16 protein-coding genes and 1 tRNA gene are annotated in these 19971 nt (G+C 66.0%); 7 read left to right on the forward strand and 10 right to left on the reverse strand.

Annotated features, from left to right (window positions below; genetic code table 11):
• Positions 1–115: 115 nt before the first annotated feature.
• A complete protein-coding gene (locus BM115_RS02730) occupies positions 116–1042 on the forward strand; it encodes a LysR family transcriptional regulator (protein ID WP_092290324.1) in 927 nt (308 codons plus the stop codon).
• 11 nt (positions 1043–1053) lie between these two features.
• Positions 1054–1923 carry a tRNA glutamyl-Q(34) synthetase GluQRS gene (gluQRS, locus tag BM115_RS02735; protein ID WP_092290326.1) on the forward strand — a complete coding sequence of 290 codons (870 nt, stop codon included), beginning with the start codon at positions 1054–1056 and terminating at the stop codon, positions 1921–1923.
• Positions 1924–2001: 78 nt separating this feature from the next.
• On the opposite strand, the gene BM115_RS02740 is transcribed toward gluQRS, so the two are convergent.
• On the reverse strand, positions 2002–3516 hold the full coding sequence (locus BM115_RS02740; RefSeq protein WP_092290328.1) for a DEAD/DEAH box helicase: 1515 nt from the start codon (positions 3514–3516) through the stop codon (positions 2002–2004).
• Between the two features lie 260 nt (positions 3517–3776).
• Between BM115_RS02740 and BM115_RS02745 the strand changes: the two genes are divergently transcribed.
• A complete protein-coding gene (locus BM115_RS02745; protein ID WP_092290330.1) occupies positions 3777–5390 on the forward strand; it encodes an alkaline phosphatase D family protein in 1614 nt (537 codons plus the stop codon).
• 167 nt (positions 5391–5557) lie between these two features.
• On the opposite strand, the gene BM115_RS02750 is transcribed toward BM115_RS02745, so the two are convergent.
• Together BM115_RS02750 and BM115_RS02755 are read right to left on the reverse strand one after the other, a co-directional pair.
• The gene (locus BM115_RS02750; RefSeq protein ID WP_092290332.1) at positions 5558–6556 is read right to left on the reverse strand and encodes a Bug family tripartite tricarboxylate transporter substrate binding protein; all 999 of its coding nucleotides are present in this window, start codon (positions 6554–6556) and stop codon (positions 5558–5560) included.
• Positions 6557–6630: 74 nt separating this feature from the next.
• Positions 6631–8274, reverse strand: a complete 1644-nt coding sequence (locus BM115_RS02755) for an acyl CoA:acetate/3-ketoacid CoA transferase (RefSeq protein WP_092290334.1) — start codon at positions 8272–8274, stop codon at positions 6631–6633.
• Between the two features lie 176 nt (positions 8275–8450).
• Between BM115_RS02755 and BM115_RS02760 the strand changes: the two genes are divergently transcribed.
• On the forward strand, positions 8451–9260 hold the full coding sequence (locus BM115_RS02760) for an IclR family transcriptional regulator domain-containing protein (RefSeq protein ID WP_092290336.1): 810 nt from the start codon (positions 8451–8453) through the stop codon (positions 9258–9260).
• Between the two features lie 183 nt (positions 9261–9443).
• Here BM115_RS02760 and BM115_RS02765 read toward each other — a convergent pair whose 3' ends face one another.
• On the reverse strand, positions 9444–10052 hold the full coding sequence (locus BM115_RS02765) for a glutathione S-transferase (RefSeq protein WP_092290338.1): 609 nt from the start codon (positions 10050–10052) through the stop codon (positions 9444–9446).
• A 195-nt stretch (positions 10053–10247) separates the two neighbouring features.
• On the opposite strand from BM115_RS02765, the gene BM115_RS02770 reads away from it, so the two are divergent.
• Both BM115_RS02770 and BM115_RS02775 read left to right on the forward strand, forming a co-directional pair.
• Positions 10248–11804 carry a methyl-accepting chemotaxis protein gene (locus BM115_RS02770; RefSeq protein ID WP_092290340.1) on the forward strand — a complete coding sequence of 519 codons (1557 nt, stop codon included), beginning with the start codon at positions 10248–10250 and terminating at the stop codon, positions 11802–11804.
• A 103-nt stretch (positions 11805–11907) separates the two neighbouring features.
• Positions 11908–12660 carry a hypothetical protein gene (locus tag BM115_RS02775; RefSeq protein ID WP_143093844.1) on the forward strand — a complete coding sequence of 251 codons (753 nt, stop codon included), beginning with the start codon at positions 11908–11910 and terminating at the stop codon, positions 12658–12660.
• A 69-nt stretch (positions 12661–12729) separates the two neighbouring features.
• On the opposite strand, the gene BM115_RS02780 is transcribed toward BM115_RS02775, so the two are convergent.
• Together BM115_RS02780 and rpoD are read right to left on the reverse strand one after the other, a co-directional pair.
• Positions 12730–12808 (reverse strand) — tRNA-Ile (locus BM115_RS02780).
• Between the two features lie 9 nt (positions 12809–12817).
• Entirely contained in the window at positions 12818–15127 is a 2310-nt protein-coding gene (gene rpoD, locus BM115_RS02785) for an RNA polymerase sigma factor RpoD (protein WP_255370670.1), read from the reverse strand.
• Here rpoD and BM115_RS02790 point away from each other — a divergent pair.
• Positions 15126–15458: a hypothetical protein gene (locus BM115_RS02790; RefSeq protein ID WP_255370671.1), complete on the forward strand. Its 333-nt coding sequence runs from the start codon at positions 15126–15128 to the stop codon at positions 15456–15458. The two genes, rpoD and BM115_RS02790, sit on opposite strands and share 2 nt — an antisense overlap.
• A gap of 162 nt (positions 15459–15620) precedes the next feature.
• Here BM115_RS02790 and dnaG read toward each other — a convergent pair whose 3' ends face one another.
• The 4 genes from dnaG to BM115_RS02810 all read right to left on the reverse strand — a co-directional run bounded on the left by dnaG (position 15621) and on the right by BM115_RS02810 (position 19858).
• Complete coding sequence (gene dnaG / locus BM115_RS02795) at positions 15621–17462, reverse strand: DNA primase (RefSeq protein WP_092290344.1); 1842 nt, start codon at positions 17460–17462, stop codon at positions 15621–15623.
• Between the two features lie 216 nt (positions 17463–17678).
• Entirely contained in the window at positions 17679–18128 is a 450-nt protein-coding gene (locus BM115_RS02800; protein ID WP_092290346.1) for a GatB/YqeY domain-containing protein, read from the reverse strand.
• 138 nt (positions 18129–18266) lie between these two features.
• Positions 18267–18479, reverse strand: a complete 213-nt coding sequence (gene rpsU / locus BM115_RS02805; protein WP_092290348.1) for a 30S ribosomal protein S21 — start codon at positions 18477–18479, stop codon at positions 18267–18269.
• 125 nt (positions 18480–18604) lie between these two features.
• A complete protein-coding gene (locus BM115_RS02810) occupies positions 18605–19858 on the reverse strand; it encodes a BaiN/RdsA family NAD(P)/FAD-dependent oxidoreductase (protein WP_255370672.1) in 1254 nt (417 codons plus the stop codon).
• Between the last annotated feature and the right edge of the window lie 113 nt (positions 19859–19971).

Consider the following 19971-nt stretch of genomic DNA (forward strand, 5'->3'; position numbering starts at 1 on the left):
GCCTGTCACAATTGGACTGGCTTGGGTCAGCGGCGTTTCGATGCTAGGCAGTTTAGGGGAGTCGGCGTATATTGGCGGGCACCCAGTTAGAAGAATTCATTCAGATTTTCTGAACATGCCACTCTCCCTCGAATCCCTCGAAGTCCTGGACGCCATCGAGCGCAAGGGCAGCTTTGCCGCCGCCGCCCACGAAATGGGCAAGGTGCCCTCGGCGCTGACCTATGTGGTCCGAAAGCTGGAAGAGGATCTGGACGTCCTGCTGTTCGACCGCCGCCGTCACCGCGCCGAACTGACCCCGGCGGGCCGCGCCCTGCTGGACGAAGGCCGCCACCTGCTCCACGCGGCCGACGACCTCGCGCGGCGCGTCAAGCGCCTCGCCACGGGCTGGGAGGCCAACCTCAGCATCGCCCTGGACGACCTCGTCAACTTTCGCGCGCTGCTGCCGGTGATCCAGGATTTCTATGCCGAGAACACCGCCACGCGGCTGCGCTTTTCGAAGGAAGTGCTAGGCGGCGCCTGGGATGCGCTGGTCAGCAACCGGGTCGATCTGGTCATCGGCGGGGCCTACGAGGCGCCCAGCACGCAGGGCTTCCAGGTGCGGCCGCTCGGGTCGGTGCCGTTCGTGTTCGCGGTGGCCTCGCACCATCCGCTGGCCACCGAGGAAGGACCGCTGACGACGATGCAGATCGCCAAGCACCGCATCGTGGCCGTGGGCGATACCTCGCGCAACCTGCCGGCGCGTACGCACGGCGTGCTGGCCGGGCAGGATGTCCTGGTGGTGCCGACCATGCGTGACAAGCTCGAGGCGCAGATCCGTGGCCTCGGCTGCGGCTGGCTGCCGGCCCCGATGGCCGCGCCCCATATCGAAAGCGGCGTGCTGCTGGCCCGTGAGACCGTGGAAGTGCGCGCGCCCGGCAATTTCAAGGTGGCGTGGCGCACCAGCTCGCGCGGCAAGGCGCTGCAATGGTGGACCAGCAAGCTCGAAGACCCCCGCCTTGCGCAGGCGCTGATGCAGCCGCCGCCAGCCAGCCAGCCGGCCTGAGGGAGTTGCCGATGCCCCGCTATCGCGGGCGCTTTGCGCCCTCGCCCACCGGCCCGTTGCACCTGGGCTCGCTGGTCACGGCGCTGGCCAGCTGGCTCGACGCCCGCGCCCATGGTGGCGACTGGCTGGTCCGCATCGAGGACATCGACTATCCGCGCTGCGTGAAGGGCGCCGATTTCGACATCCTGCAGACCCTGGAACGGCTCGGGCTGCACGCCGACGAGGCGCCCGAATGGCAGAGCCGCCGCGAGTCGCTGTACGGCGACGCGCTGCGCCGCCTCGACGCCAGCGGCCAGCTCTACCCCTGCGGCTGCTCGCGCAAGGAGATCGCCGACTCGCTGATCCATGTGCGCGAGCGCCACCAGACGCTCGGCTACCCCGGCACCTGCCGCAACGGCCTGCACGGCAAGCTGCCACGCGCGTGGCGGGTGCGCGTGCCGGACGGCCCGGCCGCCATGATCTGTTTCGACGACCGCTGGCAGGGTCGCCAGTGCCAGGACCTGGAAACGGAACTCGGCGATTTCGTCCTGCGCCGCGCGGACGGCCTGTGGGCCTACCAGCTCGCCGTCGTGGTCGACGACGCCGCGCAAGGCATCACCCATATCGTGCGCGGGTCCGACCTCCTCGACTCCACGCCGCGCCAGATCCATCTGCAACATCTGCTGGGCCTGCCCACGCCGTCCTACCTGCACGTGCCCGTGGTGGTGAATGCCGATGGCGAGAAACTCAGTAAGCAGAGCGGCGCGCAGGCCATCGACACGGCCGCGCCGCTGGAAGCGCTGCGCATGGCCGGGACGCATCTCGGCATCGCCAATGGCGAGACTAGCGTGCCGGGCTGGCTGGCGGCGGCAACCGGGCAGTGGGCGGTGATGCAGCGCTGACCGGGCGCTCTTCAGAACCTCGCGCACCAAACAAAAATGGCACCCGAAGGTGCCATTTTTTGTTGCCCGGGCAGTCTGTTACGACTTGCGCGGCGCGCCGCCCAGCAGCGCGGCCACGGGACGCTTCGGCGCCGGGCGGCCACGGCTCAGCGCGGCAGCCAGTTGCTCGTCGGCCGGCTGCGCGTTGGCGTGATGGTTCGACGGCTCGTACGGGCGCGAGAAGAACGGATCGTCCGACGGACGGAACGCCTGACGGCCACCGCTTTCGGTGCGGCGACGACGGCCCGGCACGGCTTCCGCCTCCGCCGCCGCTTCACCGCCGTTGTCACGGGTGCGGCGCACATCGGCACGCTGGCGACGACGGTCCGTTTCCTCTGTGCGCGCACGCTCGCCGGTCGGGTCGAAGCCATTCAGCTCGCCGCGCGGAATGCTGCGCTTGATCAGTTTCTCGATATCGGCCAGCAGGCGGTCATCGCCGCCCTGCACGTAGATCGAGAGCGCATCGCCGCTGGCGCCAGCCCGGCCCGTACGGCCGATGCGGTGCACATAGTCTTCCGCGCTGTACGGCAGGTCGAAGTTGATCACGCACGGCATGGCCGGGATGTCCAGGCCACGGGCGGCCACGTCGGTAGCCACCAGGGCGTCGATCGTGCCGGTCTTGAAGCCTTCCAGCGTCTGCATGCGTTCGGTCTGGGTCTTGTCGCCGTGGATGGCGGCGGCGTTGATGCCCTCGCGCTCCAGGTGACGCGCCAGGCGCGAGCAGCCGATCTTGCTGTTGACGAACACGATGCACTGGCGCGAATCGGTTTCCGACGCGCGCTGCTTGAGCAGGTGCACCACGGCGGCCTGCTTGTGGCCGTCTTCCACGCGGTAGACCATCTGGCGCACGTTCTCGTTGGTCGAGTTGCTGCGCGCCACTTCGATCGTCACCGGCTGCTTCAGGTAGCTCGAGGCCAGCCGCTTGATTTCCGGCGAGAACGTGGCCGAGAACAGCAGCGTCTGGCGCTGGGCCGGCAGCAGGTTGATGATGCGCTGCAGGTCCGGCAGGAAGCCCATGTCGAGCATGCGGTCGGCTTCGTCCAGCACCAGCATCTGCACCTGCGACAGGTTCACCGACTTCTGCTGCACGTGGTCCAGCAGGCGGCCCGGCGTGGCGACGAGGATTTCCACGCCACGGCGCAGCGCATCGGTCTGCGGGTTCATGTCTACGCCGCCGAAGACCACGGTGCTGCGCAGGTCGGTATGCTTGGCGTAGCGCGCCACGTTGTCGTAGACCTGATCGGCCAGTTCGCGCGTCGGCGTCAGCATCAGCGCACGCACCGGGTGGCGCGCGGGCGAGGCACTCGCGTTCGACATCGGCAGCAGGCTCTGGATGATCGGCAGCGCGAAGCCTGCCGTCTTGCCGGTGCCGGTCTGCGCGGCGCCCATCACGTCCTTGCCGAGGAGGACCACCGGAATGGCCTGCGCCTGGATCGGCGTCGGCGTGGTGTAGCCCTGTTCGGTCAAGGCGCGCAGGATGCGCGAATCCAGCCCGAAGCTTTCGAACGTTTGCTCTGCGGCTGGGGTCTGGTCTGGGGTGGTCGTCATCGTCATGGTTTCGGTGTCTGGCGGGCGAGGCCCGCGCCAACTGACACGCGTCTCGAGAAAGGCATGCCGGGCTGCGCCAACGCGGGGCGTTGGGTCACGATCGGCAATTGCCCAGAAAATCAAAGACTTGGATTCTACCATCAGTGCCCGGTGCATCGTGAGTATCGCCAGATGTCATGTCAACGCCGTGTCACATGGTGCGGCGACGATACTGGCCCGACGATGTGCCGACAGCGGCCCACCTGACCCCGATTCCAGACCCATTCATGCCGAATACGCCACAACTTGCGCCCTCCCCGACCGATCTGGCCCGTCGGCGCTTCCTGCGCACATCGAGCCGCTTTCTGGGTCTGGGTGTCGGCTTGAGTGCACTAAGCGGCACATTGATCGCCGCACCGGCCGTGGTGTCCTCGGCCCGGCCCAGTGCGCCGGCAGGCATTCAGCTGGGCGATCCCTCGGATGACGGCCTCGTAGTCTGGGCCCGCGCCGACCGCCCGGCGCGGATGGTCGTCGAATACAGCACCGACCCGTCGTTCCGCAACGCCGCCCGCCTCTCCGGGCCGCTGGCCAGCGCCGAGACCGACCTCACCGCCCGCACGCTGCTGACCGGCCTGGCGCCGGGCCAGCCGTATTTCGTGCGCGTGGCGTTCGAGACCCCGCGCGAGCGGCGCGGACTGGGTCCGTGGCTGGACGGCAGCTTCCGCACCCCCTCGCTGGCCGCCGACCGCCCCGTGCGCTTCGTCTGGTCCGGCGATACGGTCGGCCAGGGCTGGGGCATCAATCCGGAACTGGGCGGCATGCGCATCTACGACGCCATGCGCCAGCGCAACCCTGACTTCTTTATTCACAGCGGCGACACGATCTACGCCGACAGCCCCATCCAGGCCGAGCAGAAGGCCGAGGGCGGCCGGATCTGGAAGAACGTCGTCACCGAGGAAGTCAGCAAGGTGGCCGAGACCCTGAAGGAATTCCGGGGCCGCCATCGCTACAACATGCTCGACGAGAACGTGCGCCGCTTCGCCCGGCAGGTGCCGCAGATCTGGCAGTGGGATGACCACGAGGTGACCAACAACTGGTCCGCGTCGAAGGATCTGTCCGGCGATGCGCGCTACACCGAGAAGGACGTCAGCGTGCTGGTGGCGCGCGGCCGGCGTGCCTTCCTCGAGAACGCGCCGATGCGCTGGCACCGCCGGGGGCTGGACGAGCGCGTGCATCGCCGCATCGCCCAGGGCCCCCTGCTCGATGTGTTTGTGCTCGACATGCGCAGCTTCCGGGGCCCGAACGGCTACAACCGCGAAACCGTGGAAGGCAAGGACACGCCTTTCCTCGGCAACGCGCAGCTGGAATGGCTGATGGCGGAACTGGTGGCATCGCGCGCCACGTGGAAGGTGATTGCAGCAGATATGCCGATCGGCCTCGGCGTGCCCGATGGCAAGGATGCACAGGGCCGCGCGCGCTGGGAGGCCATCGCCAATGGCGACGGCCCGGCGCTGGGCCGCGAACTGGAAACCGCGCGGCTGCTGACGCGGATGCGCCAGGCCGGCCTGAAGAACGTGGTGTGGATCACCGCCGACGTGCACTACTGCGCCGCGCACCACTACGCGCCCGAGCGGGCCGTCTACCGGGATTTCGATCCGTTCTGGGAATTCGTGGCGGGGCCGCTCAACGCGGGCAGCTTCGGTCCCAATCCGCTCGACAACACCTTCGGGCCGCGCGTGGTGTTTCAGAAGGCGCCGACCGCGCAGAACCTGTCGCCGCTGGCCGGTTTCCAGTTTTTCGGCGAGATCAATATCGATCCGGCCTCGCGCGCGCTGACCGTGGATCTGCGCGACCTGAACGGCGTGTCGCAGTACGCGCAGACCTTGCAGGCACAGGGCTGAACAACTGGCGGCGCCCCGCTCCCGGAGGGAGAGGGGTTGGAGGATAGGGCCGGAATATCAACGAAGTTCGACATGTTGATCGGCAAAGGTCCGCCCCATCCCCCGCCCCGCTCCGCTCCGGTATAGGCGAGGAACCGCCAAACGGCCGTCTGAATCGACGGCCAGCCTCAGTCGCTCTTGATATTGTTGTCCTTGATCACCTTGCCCCATTTCGCATAGTCGTTGCGCATGCGCGTGGCGAGCTGATCGGGCGGCATGTAGGACGCCACCGTGCCGGCGCCCAGCATCTTCTGCTGGACGGTCGGATCGGCCAGCGCAGCCTTCAGTTCAGCGGAGAGCTTGGCGACGATCTCCTTCGGCGTGCCGGCCGGCACCAGCAGCCCGCCCCACGACGACGCATCGAAGCCCGGGAAGCCCTGCTCCGCCACCGTCTTCACATCGGGCGTGAAGCTGACGCGCTTGGCCGAGCCCACCGCGATCGGCCGCAGCTTGCCGGCCTTGATGTGCGGCAGCGCCGCGATCATGTCCGCGAACATCATCGGCACCTGGCCGGCCAGCAGGTCGGAAATCGCCGGCGCGCTGCCCTTGTACGGCACGTGCTGGACGTCGAAATGGCCGAGGTTCTTCAGCAGTTCCGTCGACAGATGGCCGAAGCTGCCATTACCGGCGCTGGTGTAGTTGAACTCGCCGGGCTTGGCCTTGACCTTGGCGATGTACTGCTGCAGGTCGGTCACATCGGGCATCGACTGCGGATTGACCACCATTACGATCGGCAGCTCATAGGCCGCGCCCACCGGCGTGAGGTCCTTGAACAGGTCGTAGCTCTTGCGCGGAATCAGGTGCGGGGCCAGCAGCGTCGGCGTGGCCAGCATCAGCAGCGTGTAGCCATCAGGCGCGGCCTTGGCCACGGCCTCGGCGCCGATGGTGCCCGAGGCGCCCGGGCGGTTGTCGATCACCACGGTCTGCTTCAGGCTCTCGCCCATCTTCTGGCCGATGATGCGCGCGGCGGTGTCGGTCGGGCCGCCGGCCGGGAACGGCACGATCAGGCGGATCGGCTTGTCCGGGTAGCCCTGCTGGGCCAGCGCGGGCGCGGCGAGCAGCGGCAGCGTGGCGGCGACGGACAGCGCGAGCGCGGAAATCGTAAAACGACGACGTTGGTAATGCACGGTGTTTCCTCCAATGGGCCGGTCGTGGCCGGCTTGCTTCTTCGACTGACTAACTAATAGATACCGCGCGAGATTCAGAGCGTCATCACGCCCGGGCGGAACAGGCGCGGGTCCATCTGGCGCAGGTCATCGGCCACGGCCACGGGGGTGGCGCATTGGTCGAGCACATCGCGCTGCAGGTCCATGCCCGGGGCGATTTCCACCAGCGTCAGGCGCGCTTCGCCATTTGCGTCGGCGCGCATCTCGAACACCGCGCGCTCGGTCACGTACAGCACCGGCACGCCGAGCGAGGCCACGTACGGGCCGTTGAAGCTCAGGTGAGACACCTCGGGCACGATCTTCTTGACGCGGCCTTCGCGCACGATGCGCAGCTGGTCGTCCTCGACGCGGATCTCGAGTCCGCCCGCCGTCAGCGTGCCCATGAAGACCAGCGCGCGGGCGCTCTGGGTGATGTTGATAAAGCCGCCCACGCCCGCGATCAGCGCGCCCTCGCCTTCGCCAAACTTGCTCACGTTGACGTTGCCGTGGCCGTCGAGTTCGGCCAGGCCGAGGATGGCCAGGTCGATGCCGCCGCCCTCGTAGAAATCGAACTGGGCTGGCTGGTCCACCACGGCCTCGGGGTAGGCGGAGGCGCCGAAGCTCAGGCCATCCGCCGGCGTGCCGCCGATGGGGCCCGCCTCCACGGTCAGCGTGAAGCCGCCGAGCCCGGCCTGGTGCGCGAGCGCGCCCACGGCGGCGGGCATGCCCACGCCGAGGTTGACCACGCGCGGCTGGCGGCGCGCGATCTCCATCGCGGCGCGGCGCTGGACGATGGTGCGGGCGTCGAGCGGCGCGGCGGTGGCCGGCAGCGCCTCGGCCTCGCGGGCCGCTTCGGCCGCCGCAGCGGCCTCCCCGCGCCACGGCGTGACATAGGCGGCGTTATAGGTCTCGGCGAACGTCATCTGATGGTGCGCCGGCTCCTCGCTGACCACCACGTAATCGACGAGGATGCCCGGCACGTGAATGGCCTGGAGGTTCTCGTGGTAATCGACGATCGACTCCACCTGCGCGATCACGATGCCGCCCGAGTTGTGCGCGGCCTGCGCCATCGCCAGCAGCTCGTGGTGGAACGCCTCGCGATGCGTGCTCAGGTTGCCGCGCGTGTCCGAGGCGGTGCAGCGGATCAGCGCGCAATGAATCGGAAAGCTCGGATAGAACAGGTATTCGTCGCCCCGGAAATCGACCGCTTCGACCCAGTTGGCGCGGCCTGCCGCGATGGCGTCGTGCGCGCGCTGGTTGATGGCGCCGCCGTGGTAGCGCGCATCCTGCGCGGTGCGCGGATCGACGAAGGTATGGAGGCCGACCTTCGTCATCACGCCCGGCTTGCCGCCGGCGATGGCCCGATACAAGTGGGTCAGCACGCCCTGCGGCAGGTTGAAGCCCTCGCAGTCCTCGTTCATGGCAAGCGTGGCCAGCCGCGTGGCCGAGCGCCAGTGACCGCCGACGATGGTCCGGGTCATGCCGGCATTGCCGAAGTGATTCACCCCGCGCGCGCCGCGGTCGCCCTGGCCGGCCGAATAGACCAGCGTCAGGTCTCGCGGCAGGCCGTCCTGCAGGAAGCGCGACTCCAGCGCCTCGGTCACGCCCTCGGCATGCCCAGCGCCCACGAAGCCTGCGCTGGCCACGGTCCAGCCGCTCTGGACAAGCTCGGCCGCCTGCCGGGTGGTGATCACCTTCATTGCTGTCTCCTGGTTCTTCTTGTGTCGTGGTTTCTACTGACCCACGATTCCCGAACAAATGTTCGCAAAACGCCTATCATACGGATCGGACGCCCGGACGCAAGTGTGCGCCGCATCCCGACAAACCCTGACTTTCCCCTTCGTCTGGCCCTTTATCGGCCCTTCCCGACCCTCGCATGACGCGCTCCGACGCCACCGCTGCCAACGACGTTCCCCACGACGCCCCGAAAAAGGACGAGCTGCTCGATTCGCTCACCAAGGGGCTGGCGCTGCTGCGCCTGTACGCGAGCGGCGTGGAACGGCTGACCATGCAGGAAGTGGCCGAGCAACTTGACGTGACCCGCGCCGCCGCGCGCCGGCTGCTGCTGACGCTCGAGCACAACGGCTACCTGGCGCAGGACGGCCGTTACTTTGCGCTGACGCCCAAGGTGATGGACCTCGGCTATGCCTATTTTGCCTCGATGAACCTGCCGCAACTGGCCCGGCCCTATTTGCAGGCGCTCTGTGCCGAGGCGGGCGAAAGCTGCTCGATCGGCATGTTCGACCGCGACTCGGTGGTGCTGGTGGCGCGCGAGGAGCCGAGCCAGATGCTGCGCGTGGACATGGCCATCGGCCGCCGCATGCCCGCCTACGCCCACTCGCTGGGCCGCGTGCTGCTGGCGGGGCTGGACGACGCGGCGCTGGTGACCTATCTGGAATCCGCCGAACTGCGCAAGCTGACGCCGTTCACGATCGACTCGCGGGCGGCGCTGGCGCGCAAGCTCGAACAAGTTCGAGCGGATGGCTTCTGCACGCTGATCAGTGAACTGGTCGATGGCTTCGCCGGGATCTCCGTGCCGCTACGCGACCAGACCGGCAAGACCGTGGCCGGCCTGGGGCTCAGCATGGTGCTGGGCAGCCGCAACCAGGCCTATCTGGAATCGCACTACTTGCCCCCACTGCGCGCGGCGGCGGAGAAGATCGAGACGATCCTGCGCGCCCGATAGGAAGCATCCGAAACCGGTCCCCGGAATGAAAGAGCCCCGCAGGCCGGGGAGGTCGCGGGGCTGAAGTGGTAGCGGGGCAAGGATCCTGTTGCCCCCGGACTATCTTGCGCGAAGGTCCCTCCGCCGACATCACCCATTTGTGGGGAAATTGGTGGGGTATCGCACCTCCGAACGGGCGCACCTTCAGGCGTGTGGCCAATTGCGGAAAACGTCGAATTGCTCTAAGGCGGCGGTGAATGCCGCGAGCGACGGATGTTGCGCCGGCGTCACCTTTCCCGGCAGCAGCGCCTGGGTGAAGGTCCAGACCACAGCGGTGGTCACGTCCGCCTGGGTCAGCGTGCTGGCATCGGCCGGCACGGCGCAGGTTGAAATTTCCTGTTCCAGCAGCGCATAGGCGCGAGCGAGCTGCCCGTCCACGCGGTCCAGCCAGGGCTGGTGCTGCTTCTCGGCCGGGCGCAGGTTGTGCTCGTAGACATCCTGCACGGCCTTTTCGCACGCGGCCAGCGCCAGGCCGATGTTGCGCAGCGCCCGCTGGCGCGCGCCCAGCTCAGACGGCATGAGACTGCGCCGTGCCACCGCTTCCGCGTAGTCGATGATCAGCGTGGAATCCATCAGCACGGTGCCGTCGTCGCAGACCAGCGAAGGCGCCTTGACCACCGGATTGATCGCCCGGAACTGCTCGAAGGTGCTGAACACCGATACCGATTCATGCCGGAACGGCACGTCGAGCAAGGCCAGCGAGATGGCCGCGCGCCGCACGTACGGGGAATCGAGCATACCGATCAGTCTCATGTTTCTGCGCTCCGTGGAAGGACAGTCATAGGGAAATTCCGATCCCCATATGATGCGTTGGGCACGTACGGATGCCAACGGTTTTGTGGGGCGCTGCTGAATTCCTGTCGACCTTTGTCGACATTGTCAATCGGGGCTTCAGCGGATCAGGTTGGCGACCGTTAAAGGCGTCATCGTCATCAACCTGGCCGTGCCATGTTCAACAAGCTCTCCATCCGCCTACGTCTCAACGCCGCGCTTGCCCTGCTTGGGACCCTGCTCACAGTCATCGGCATCATCGGCGCGGTGGGCATGCGCGATTCCCGCGCCGATATCCACGAGATCTACACCAACCAGCTGGCCTCCACGGCGCTGGTGGCCAAGTCCCAGCTCAACGCCGCCGTGATCCGCACCACACTGGATCGCGCCGTGTTCCACCCGGATGCCGCCGACGTGCCGGTCACCATCGAGAAGGCGCTGACCTATCGGCAGAAGTCCGAGGCCGCGTGGAGCAAATATCAGGCACTTCCGAAAACGGAAGAGGAAAGGCGCCTGACCGCCGAGGTGGAAGGCAAGCGGGCGACCTTCCTGCGCGATGGCGTGGAGCCGCTGATCGCCGCGCTGCGCGCCAACGACGCCGCCGGCGCCGACAAGGCGGTGATGGTGACGATTCCGCCGCTGTTCGTCGCACTGACCGCCGCCGTGGACGCCCTCGAGCGCAACCAGAGCGACCAGGCCAAGGCGATGTACGAGCACGCCACGGCCCGCGCGCAGCGCTTCCAATGGATGGTGGCCGGTGCCATCGGCCTGGGCATCATCGCCGCACTGGGTTGTGCGGTCGGCCTGCAACGCGCGATCTCGGCGCCGCTGGGCCGCATGCTTGAGAACTTCAGCGAAATTTCTCGGGGCAACCTGACCCAGACCATCCGCGTAACCAGCGAGGACGAGATGGGCGCCCTGACGCGCGGCCTGCAGGAGATGCAGCGCGGCCTGGTAAGCGCCATCCAGACCATGCGTGGCGGCAGCGATGCCATCGCCAGCGCCACGCAGCAGATTGCCGCCGGCAACCTCGACCTCTCGCAACGGACCGAGGAACAGGCGAGCGCGCTCGAGCAGACCGCCGCCAGCATGGAAGAACTGACGTCCATCGTGAAGCAGAACGCGGACAACGCGCGACAGGCCAATGCGCTGGCCACGCGGGCGTCCGACACCGCCTCGCGCGGCGGCGAGGACGTGCGCCGGGTGGTGGACACCATGCGCGATATCCAGCTCGCCTCGCGCAAAATTGGCGATATTACGGGAGTGATCGAAGGCATCGCCTTCCAGACCAACATCCTGGCGCTCAACGCCGCCGTGGAAGCGGCGCGCGCCGGTGAACAGGGCCGCGGCTTCGCCGTCGTGGCGGGCGAGGTGCGCGCGCTGGCGCAGCGCTCGGCTACCGCCGCCAAGGAAATCGTGCAGCTGATTAATGAAACGGTGAGCGAGGTCGAAGCCGGCACACGCCAGGTCGACCAGGCCGGCGCGACGATGAGCGACGTGGTCCAGGCCGTGCGCCGCGTGACGGACATCATGGGCGAGATCAGCGCGGCATCGACCGAACAGAGCGCCGGCATCGAGCAAGTCAGTCTGGCCGTGACCCAGATGGACCAGGTCACGCAGCAAAACGCCGCACTGGTGGAAGAAGCCGCCTCGGCGGCGCAGGCGCTGGAGGAACAGGCCGGGGTGCTGCGCACGACGGTGGCATCGTTCCGGCTGCCGGCCGTGGCGGGTTAAGGGTGGTTTGGCGGCTCGGCGGCGCGCTTTCGTAGTTGTGCGATAGGCGCCGCATTTGCGGCGTGATAGCGTCCGCGTTCTTTCCATTCACACCCAGAGCGCGATGACACTCTCCAGGCCGTTTAGCAATGTGAAGACGCTTCTCCTGATTGCCGCCGCCATAGCGCCAGCCGTGAGTTTTGGCTGCGGGGAGCAGGAGTTTCCGCCGTATGTTTATCCGTCGGTTGTGCCGGGCGGGAAAACGGCGGCCGATTTTGTACCGAACGGATGGAAGGTGCTCGGCACTGCCGAAGGTGACCTCAATCACGACGGGAAGCCTGATTTGGCCATCGTCCTCCAAGGTACCGACAAGGCTTACCAATGGAAGAACGAGGGACTGGGCGAGCCAGAGGTAGACCAAAATCCGCGCATGCTGGTCATCGCCTTGGCGAACCCCGCTGGCGGTTTCCGAAAACTCACGCAGAACAACAACTTCATTCCCGTCCACGATAATCCAATGGCGGACGATCCGTTCGACAGCATCGATATTCAGCGCGGCCTGCTCAATGTCCAGTTCAGGATGTGGATGAGTGCGGGCAGCTGGAGCATGAGCACCACCCAATACAAGTTCCGCTACGAAGACGCGGCCATGCGCCTGATCGGCTATGAGTACTATCACCGCCACCGCGCCTCGGGGGCGGAAGACATCGTTAGCACGAATCTGCTGACAGGCATGCAGCGCGCAATCCGCAGCGATGGGGAATCCCAAAAGCCGAAGGAAACCTGGCAAAAGCTGAAAATCGGCAAAAAATGGACGCTGGATACGCTCCGCAGCGGGCCAACATTTGACGAGACGCCGGTGCCCTCGAACCCATAGCGCGCTGCATCCGCAATAAAAAAGGGGTTACGGCATCAACCGTAACCCCTTTTTTACTACCACGTAAGTTGGTGGGCCTCCCGTGAGTCGAACACGGCACCAACGGATTATGAGTCCGCTGCTCTAACCAGGCATGAGCTAGAGGCCCTTGGAGGGCTTAGTTGCCTTCCAGGAAGCTCTTCAGCTTGTCGGAGCGGCTCGGGTGGCGCAGCTTGCGCAGTGCCTTGGCCTCGATCTGGCGAATCCGTTCACGCGTCACGTCGAACTGCTTGCCCACTTCTTCCAGCGTGTGGTCCGTGCTCATTTCGATGCCGAAACGCATCCGCAGCACCTTGGCCTCGCGCGGCGTCAGGCTGTCCAGCACGTCCTTCACCACGTCGCGCATCGAACCATGCAGCGCGGCCTCGGCCGGCGCCAGCGTGTTCGTGTCTTCGATGAAGTCGCCCAGATGCGAGTCGTCGTCGTCACCGATCGGCGTTTCCATGGAGATCGGCTCCTTCGCGATCTTCATGATCTTGCGGATCTTGTCCTCCGGCATCTCCATCTTTTCGGCCAGCGTTGCCGGATCGGGCTCGTTGCCCGTTTCCTGCAGGATCTGACGCGAAATCCGGTTCATCTTGTTGATCGTTTCGATCATGTGCACCGGAATCCGGATCGTGCGTGCCTGATCCGCGATCGAACGCGTAATGGCCTGGCGGATCCACCACGTGGCGTACGTGGAGAACTTGTAGCCGCGACGGTATTCGAACTTGTCCACCGCCTTCATCAGGCCGATGTTGCCTTCCTGGATCAGATCCAGGAACTGCAGGCCACGGTTCGTGTACTTCTTGGCGATCGAGATCACCAGACGCAGGTTGGCCTCGGTCATCTCGCGCTTGGCCTCGCGGGCGCGCTTCTCGCCCTCGGACATCTTGCGGTTGACGTCCTTCAGCTCCTTCAGCGGCAGCACCACGCGCGCCTGCAGGTCGATCAGCTTCTGCTGCAGTTCGTGCACGGCCGGCACGTTACGCTCGACGATCGTGCTGTAGCCCTTGTGGTCGGCCACCACGGTCTCGATCCAGTCCAGGTTCGTCTCGTTGCCCGGGAAGCGGGCGACGAAGTCCGAGCGCGGCATGCCGCACTTGTCCACGACGATGTTCAGGATCGCGCGTTCGAGCTTGCGCACCTCATCCACCTGGCCACGCAGCGTGTCGCACAGGCGCTCCACGTTACGCGCGGTGAAGCGGATGCCCATCAGTTCGGCCTGGATCGCTTCCTGCGCCTTCACGTACGGTTTGGACTTGTAGCCTTCCTTCTCGAAGGCACGGCGCATCTTGTCGAACTGCTCGGCGATCACGCGGAATTTCTCCAGCGCGTTCTGCTTCAGTTCTTCCAGTTGACGTGCGGAAGCCGCGCCGCCAGCAGCGCTGTCGTCCTCGTCTTCCTCGTCGCCGTCGCTTTCCTCGTCGGACTCGACATCTTCCTCCTCGGCTGCCGCTGCGGCCGCAGCCGGGGCTGCTACCGCCACGTCGTCGGCGTTCGGGTCGATCAGGCCATCGACGAACTCGTCGATCTTGATCTCGTCGTTCGCCACGCGCTCGGCGTGCGCCAGGATCTCGGAAATCGTGACCGGGCAGGCCGAGATGGCCATGACCATGTCCTTCAGGCCCGCTTCGATCCGCTTGGCGATCTCGATTTCGCCCTCGCGCGTCAGCAGCTCCACCGTGCCCATTTCGCGCATGTACATGCGGACCGGGTCGGTGGTGCGGCCGAATTCGGAATCGACGGTCGAAAGTGCGGCTTCCGCCTCTTCCTCAGCCTCTTCCTCGCTCGTGGCGGACGGCGCGTTGTCGTTGAGCAGCAGCGTTTCGGCGTCCGGCGCCTGCTCGTAGACGGCGATGCCGATGTCGTTCAGCGTGGCGACCAGCGTGTCGATCGTTTCCGAATCGACCATGTCGTCCGGCAGGTGATCGTTGATTTCCGCGTAGGTCAGGTAGCCGCGCGACTTACCGAGCTTGATCAGCGCCTTGAGCTTCTGGCGGCGGACCTCGAGTTCCTCCTCGGTGCCCTGCTGGGTCGAGGCGAACTCCTTGAGCAGCGCCTTTTCCTTGGCCTTGCGGTCCTTGGCCTTCTGCTTCTCGGTCTTGGGCGCAGCGGTGGCGGCGGGTGCGGCGGCCGCTGGCGCGTCGTTTTCGTAAAACTCTTCAGTCACGTCTTCAGGGGTGCTGTCGTCTTGCTGCATCTCGGCCTTGGGCTTGCGGCCACGCTTCTTGGGCTCCGGCTTGACGGCCGGGGCAGCGGGAGGCTCGGATGCAACGGGTGCGGGAGTCGCGGCACGGGCCTTTGGCGCCACGGCGGCAGCGCCAGTCTTGGCGGCTCCGTTCCGGGTGCTGGCCGTCGTTGCCGCACGCTTGCTCTCGACTTCGGTATTCTGCTGTTTCGCCACGGTGATACTCTTGCCTTTCACGGGTGCAGAAGCGGCATGCATGCCGCTCGTATTGGCGCTATCGCCGCTCTCGCGTGCCGAAGTCGAGGGCTTTGTCTTTTCGGATATGCGATTCCTGGCGGAAGTGGTCCCTGCCGGTGCAGTTGCACCGTGCGCGGGCTTTGCTGGCGCAGACCGGGCTGTTGTCGTCCTGACTGTCGCGGTCGAAGTCTTCGCCGCCGTTGTATTCACGGACGCCTTGCCGCTCCCTGATTGGGGAGCTTTGGAGGGCGCCTTATCGGCTACCCTTTCGGTTGCTTTGGCCTTTGCCATTGGCACGCTCACTTTCGCCAGTACTGGAGAGAGATTTCGCAATCCAAACCGGGCATTGTAGCACGTCACCAACACCCGGCTTCCACTCAGGTAAGGTTTTCACCTGAAAAATCAAGGCTTAAGCACCGGACAAGCGCCAGATATCCCCGTCTGGACACCTACCGTTGTGCACTCAAGCCCCCATTTCACCTTTCCACTGCATCCTGTTCAACACCCTGCCAGATCAGGCTCCATCGGCCGTGGCGGGCCGCAAGCCAAGCTGGCGGCGCCGCTGCACCTCGGCCACCAGCCAGACCATGCGGGTTTTTTCCGCGTCGCTGGCCCCACCGGCCGAAACTGCCTTTTGGAGCGCTTCCAACTCGCGCTGCAGGGGTTCCGCCAGTAATTTGTGGATGGCGCCGTCGAATTCCATCGTCGCCGGCTCTTCCTCGATTTCTTCCTTGAGCACCGCCGTCCGGGCTCCCGCGTAGACCTCGGCATAGGGCGTTTGCGCCAGATGCTCGCTGAATGCCGCGAAGTTCACCGCCCCCTGGAGGCCATCACAGGCATCCACCAAGTGAGCGAGTACTTCGGCCTCCGGCCTTGTACTGTCTAGCAGCAGCGCCCGCGTATCGGCATCGAGACGCCCAGCGAGCGACGGATAGCTCATCAGCAACTGAATCACGCGCTGCTCCAGCCCGGTCGGCGCCTGACGGCGCGCGCGCGGCCTGGGCTGGGCGAAACGCCCCACCCGCGACGAATCGCTGCCCAATCCGCACACGGCCTCGATCTCGGCAGGTGTCGTACCGGTAGCATCGGCAAGTTCGCGCACGATCTGTAGGCGCAATCCGCCGGCCGGCATCGACTGGAGCAGCGGCTTGGCCTCGTACTGGGCACGGGCGCGGCCCTCGGGCTGGCGCAGGTCCTGTTCCTCGGTGACCACCTGGAGCAGGAAGCGCGACAGCGGCATCGCGGTCTGCACTTGCCGGGCGAAGGCATCGGTGCCCTCTTCCCGTACATAGCTGTCAGGATCGTGTTCTGACGGTAAAAACAGGAAACGGATCGTCTTGTTGTCGGCAACGTGCGGCAAACACGCTTCCAACGCCCGCCTCGCCGCGCGCCGGCCCGCAGAGTCGCCATCGAACGAGAACACCACTGCGTCGGTCTGGCGCAACAGCTTCTGCACGTGCACGGTCGTGCACGCGGTGCCAAGCGTGGCCACGGCATTGGCGAAGCCCAACTGGGCCAACGCCACCACATCCATATAGCCTTCCACCACCAACACGTAGCCATTTTCGCGGATGGCGTGCCGGGCCTCGAACAAGCCGTACAGCTCCGTTCCCTTGCTGAAGAGCGGCGTTTCCGGGGAGTTCAGGTATTTTGGCTCACCCTGACCCATCACCCGGCCCCCAAAGCCGATCACATTCCCCTTGGTGTTGCGGATGGGGAACATGATGCGGTCGCGGAAGCGGTCATAGCGGCGCGGCTTGCCGTCGGCATCGCGCTTCTCGCTCGACTCGATCAGCAACCCGCCCTCGACCAACGGGGCAGCCACATTGTCGTCCCGGTAGCTGCCGAAGACGGCTTCCAGGCCCTGCCAGTCGTCCGGCGCGTAGCCCAGGCCAAAATTCGCCGCGATCTCGCCGGTCAGGCCCCGCCCCTTGAGGTACTGGATGGCCTGCGGCGCCCCGCGCAGTTGCTTGCGATAGAACTCGGTGGCGCGCGTCATGGCATCGGACAACGCCACGGTCTTGGCCTGCTGCTCGGCACGCTGGGCCGGCGGCAGGCGGTCGCGCTCCTCGGGCACCGTCACCCCCACGGACTGCGCCAGCTCGCGCACCGCATCGGGATAGGACTGGCCCGAATACTCCATCAGGAAGCCGATGGCCGAGCCATGTGCGCCGCAGCCAAAGCAGTGATAGAACTGCTTCGTCGGCGACACCGTGAACGACGGGGATTTCTCGTTATGGAACGGGCAGAGGCCCATGAAATTGGCGCCGCCCTTCTTCAGCTGCACATACTTGCCCACCACATCGACAATGTCGACACGGTTGAGCAGGTCCTGAATAAAGGATTGCGGAATCACCCGACTGACCGTCCTGATGGAGGGCGGCCTGCCGCGTTGGCGACCGCTTTTCTGTGAATGCGTGACCGGAACGTCGCCCGGTGGCTATCGAATCATTGTAGTGCAGATGCAACGTGGCGCCCGAAAAACCGGGCTTTCATCGCCAAGCCCCGTCAACCTGACGGCTTCTTCGCCCAACGCCACGCCAACATCCAGAATTTGCCGATTGCCAGTCGATCACTTGCCCGTCAGCGCCGCCTTGACCAGCGCCGAGACGGCCGTCATGTCGGCGCGGCCTGCCAGGCGCGCCTTGACCAAGCCCATGACCTTGCCCATGTCCTGCGGACCGGCCGCGCCGGACTCGGTCACGGCCTTCTGGACTTCGGCAGCCACTTCGGCCTCGGACAGCTGGGCCGGCATATAGGCGGTCAGCACTTCCACCTCGGCCTTCTCCTTGTCAGCGAGGTCGGTACGGCCGGCCTGCTCGAACTGCGAGATGGAGTCCTTGCGCTGCTTGAGCATCTTGTCCACGACGGCGGTGATGCCGGCGTCATCCAGCTCCACACGATCATCTACCTCGCGCTGCTTGATAGCGGCCATGAGCAGGCGGATGGTGCCGAGCCGCTCGGATTCACGGGCGCGCATGGCGGCCTTCATGTCGTCGTTGATGCGGGCTTTGAGGGACATGGCAGATTTCCGAAAGAATGGATGGACAGCAACCAGGCGCGCGCCAGCGCGGCGTCGCCCGGACCGATAATTGGACCTTAACGCAAAAACCCGCCGGAGCCATGCCCGCAGCGGGTTCGGAGCTGACGCAAGGCGCGATCAGTAGAGCTTCTTGGGCAGCGTCTGGCTGCGGATGCGCTTGTAATGGCGCTTCACCGCGGCGTCCCGCTTACGCTTGCGCTCGGCGGTCGGCTTCTCGTAAAACTCTCGCGCGCGCAGTTCGGTAATCAGCCCGTTCTTCTCGATGGTGCGCTTGAAGCGGCGCATCGCGACTTCGAACGGTTCATTTTCTTTGAGGCGAATCGTCGTCATTTGGCCAAAAAGGAAAGAAGAGACTGCCGGCTGCCAGCCCTTGCCAGCGTGATGAGAGCGCCGATTGTAGCGCAAGGCCTGTGACGCTGCACGCGCATCGGCCCCGCCTGGACGGACCGTGCCGGCTACGCCACAGCGCTCGCGCCACGTGATGCTTCCGCCACTGCTTCGCCGGCCGCGACGGCCGATGCCCAGGCCCACTGGAAGTTGTAGCCGCCCAGCCAGCCGGTCACGTCGACCACCTCGCCGATGAAGTAGAGCCCGTCCACCTCGCGCGCCATCATCGTGGCGGAGGACAGCCCGCGCGTGTCCACGCCGCCGATCGTCACTTCGGCCTTCTTGTAGCCCTCGGTGCCCGAGGGCACCAGTTGCCAGCGGTTCAGCGCGTCGCCAAGCTGGCGCAGCGCCTTGTCCGGCAGGTCCGCCACCGGCTGGGCGCCTGGCAGGCCGGCCGCCGCGCACCATGCGTCGGCCAGCCGCGACGGCAGGCGTTCGCCGAGCAGGTTCGCCAGATGCTTGCGGCTGCCCTTTTTATGTCCGATCAGCCAGTCGGCGGCATCCTCGCCATCGAACAGATCGATCTCGATCGGCGTGCCGGGGCGCCAGAAGCTGGAAATCTGCAGCACGGCCGGGCCGGACAGCCCGCGGTGCGTCCACAGCAGATCTTCCTTGAACGCGCCGGCCGCCTTGCCGCTGCCGGTGCTGATGTCGACTTCCATCGACACTCCCGCAAGCGGCACGAAGGGCTGCCACGCCTGACCATCGAACGTCAGCGGCACCAGGGCGGGCCGCGTATCGATCATCTTGAGCCCGAACTGGCGGGCGATGCGATAGCCAAAATCCGTGGCGCCGATCTTCGGGATCGACAAACCACCCGTCGCCACGACCACCGCACCGGCGCGGACCGTGCCCTGCGTGGTCAGCAGCAGATAGTCATCGCCTTCGCGGCGAATCTCCTCGATGGTGCAGCCGGTGCGCCAGTGCACGCTGCCCGCGTCACATTCGGCGCGCAGCATCTGGATCACGTCCTCGGCGCTGTCATTACAGAACAGCTGGCCGCGATGTTTCTCATGCCAGCCGATGTCATACCGGCGCATCAGCGCCAGGAAGTCCTGCGGGGTGTAGCGCGCCAGCGCCGACCGGCAGAAATGCGGGTTCGATGACAGGTAGTTGGCCGGGCCGGCCTGGAGATTGGTGAAATTGCAGCGGCCACCGCCCGAGATGCGAATTTTCTCAGCGAGCCGCGTCGCGTGGTCGATCAGCACCACACGCGCCCCGCGCTGCCCGGCCACGGCGGCACACATCATGCCGGCCGCACCCGCGCCCAGCACTGCCACGTCGAACCGCTCGGCCTTGCCCTTCATCGCCCCTGTTGTCATACCTGCCTTTCAAGAAGCGTGGATTGTAGCGAAAAGCCGCGCCGGCGCACCGCCTGCCGCTGTGCTACCCTGCTGTCCTTCCCTATTTATGCGCACTTGCCGGCACGATCGAC

Source organism: Cupriavidus sp. OV096 (assembly GCF_900115455.1).
Lineage (GTDB): Bacteria > Pseudomonadota > Gammaproteobacteria > Burkholderiales > Burkholderiaceae > Cupriavidus.

Excerpts from the sequence above, each read along its gene's own strand:
- BM115_RS02730 (WP_092290324.1), top strand. The coding sequence starts at position 116 with ATGCCACTCTCCCTCGAATCCCTCGAAGTCCTGGACGCCATCGAGCGC.
- BM115_RS02800 (WP_092290346.1), bottom strand. The coding sequence starts at position 18,128 with ATGTCCCTCAAAGCCCGCATCAACGACGACATGAAGGCCGCCATGCGC.
- BM115_RS02755 (WP_092290334.1), bottom strand. The coding sequence starts at position 8,274 with ATGAAGGTGATCACCACCCGGCAGGCGGCCGAGCTTGTCCAGAGCGGC.
- gluQRS (WP_092290326.1), top strand. The coding sequence starts at position 1,054 with ATGCCCCGCTATCGCGGGCGCTTTGCGCCCTCGCCCACCGGCCCGTTG.
- rpoD (WP_255370670.1), bottom strand. The coding sequence starts at position 15,127 with ATGCATGCCGCTTCTGCACCCGTGAAAGGCAAGAGTATCACCGTGGCG.
- BM115_RS02790 (WP_255370671.1), top strand. The coding sequence starts at position 15,126 with ATGCCGCTCGTATTGGCGCTATCGCCGCTCTCGCGTGCCGAAGTCGAG.
- BM115_RS02775 (WP_143093844.1), top strand. The coding sequence starts at position 11,908 with ATGACACTCTCCAGGCCGTTTAGCAATGTGAAGACGCTTCTCCTGATT.
- BM115_RS02740 (WP_092290328.1), bottom strand. The coding sequence starts at position 3,516 with ATGACGATGACGACCACCCCAGACCAGACCCCAGCCGCAGAGCAAACG.
- BM115_RS02760 (WP_092290336.1), top strand. The coding sequence starts at position 8,451 with ATGACGCGCTCCGACGCCACCGCTGCCAACGACGTTCCCCACGACGCC.
- BM115_RS02810 (WP_255370672.1), bottom strand. The coding sequence starts at position 19,858 with ATGACAACAGGGGCGATGAAGGGCAAGGCCGAGCGGTTCGACGTGGCA.
- rpsU (WP_092290348.1), bottom strand. The coding sequence starts at position 18,479 with ATGACGACGATTCGCCTCAAAGAAAATGAACCGTTCGAAGTCGCGATG.
- BM115_RS02745 (WP_092290330.1), top strand. The coding sequence starts at position 3,777 with ATGCCGAATACGCCACAACTTGCGCCCTCCCCGACCGATCTGGCCCGT.
- BM115_RS02770 (WP_092290340.1), top strand. The coding sequence starts at position 10,248 with ATGTTCAACAAGCTCTCCATCCGCCTACGTCTCAACGCCGCGCTTGCC.
- BM115_RS02765 (WP_092290338.1), bottom strand. The coding sequence starts at position 10,052 with ATGAGACTGATCGGTATGCTCGATTCCCCGTACGTGCGGCGCGCGGCC.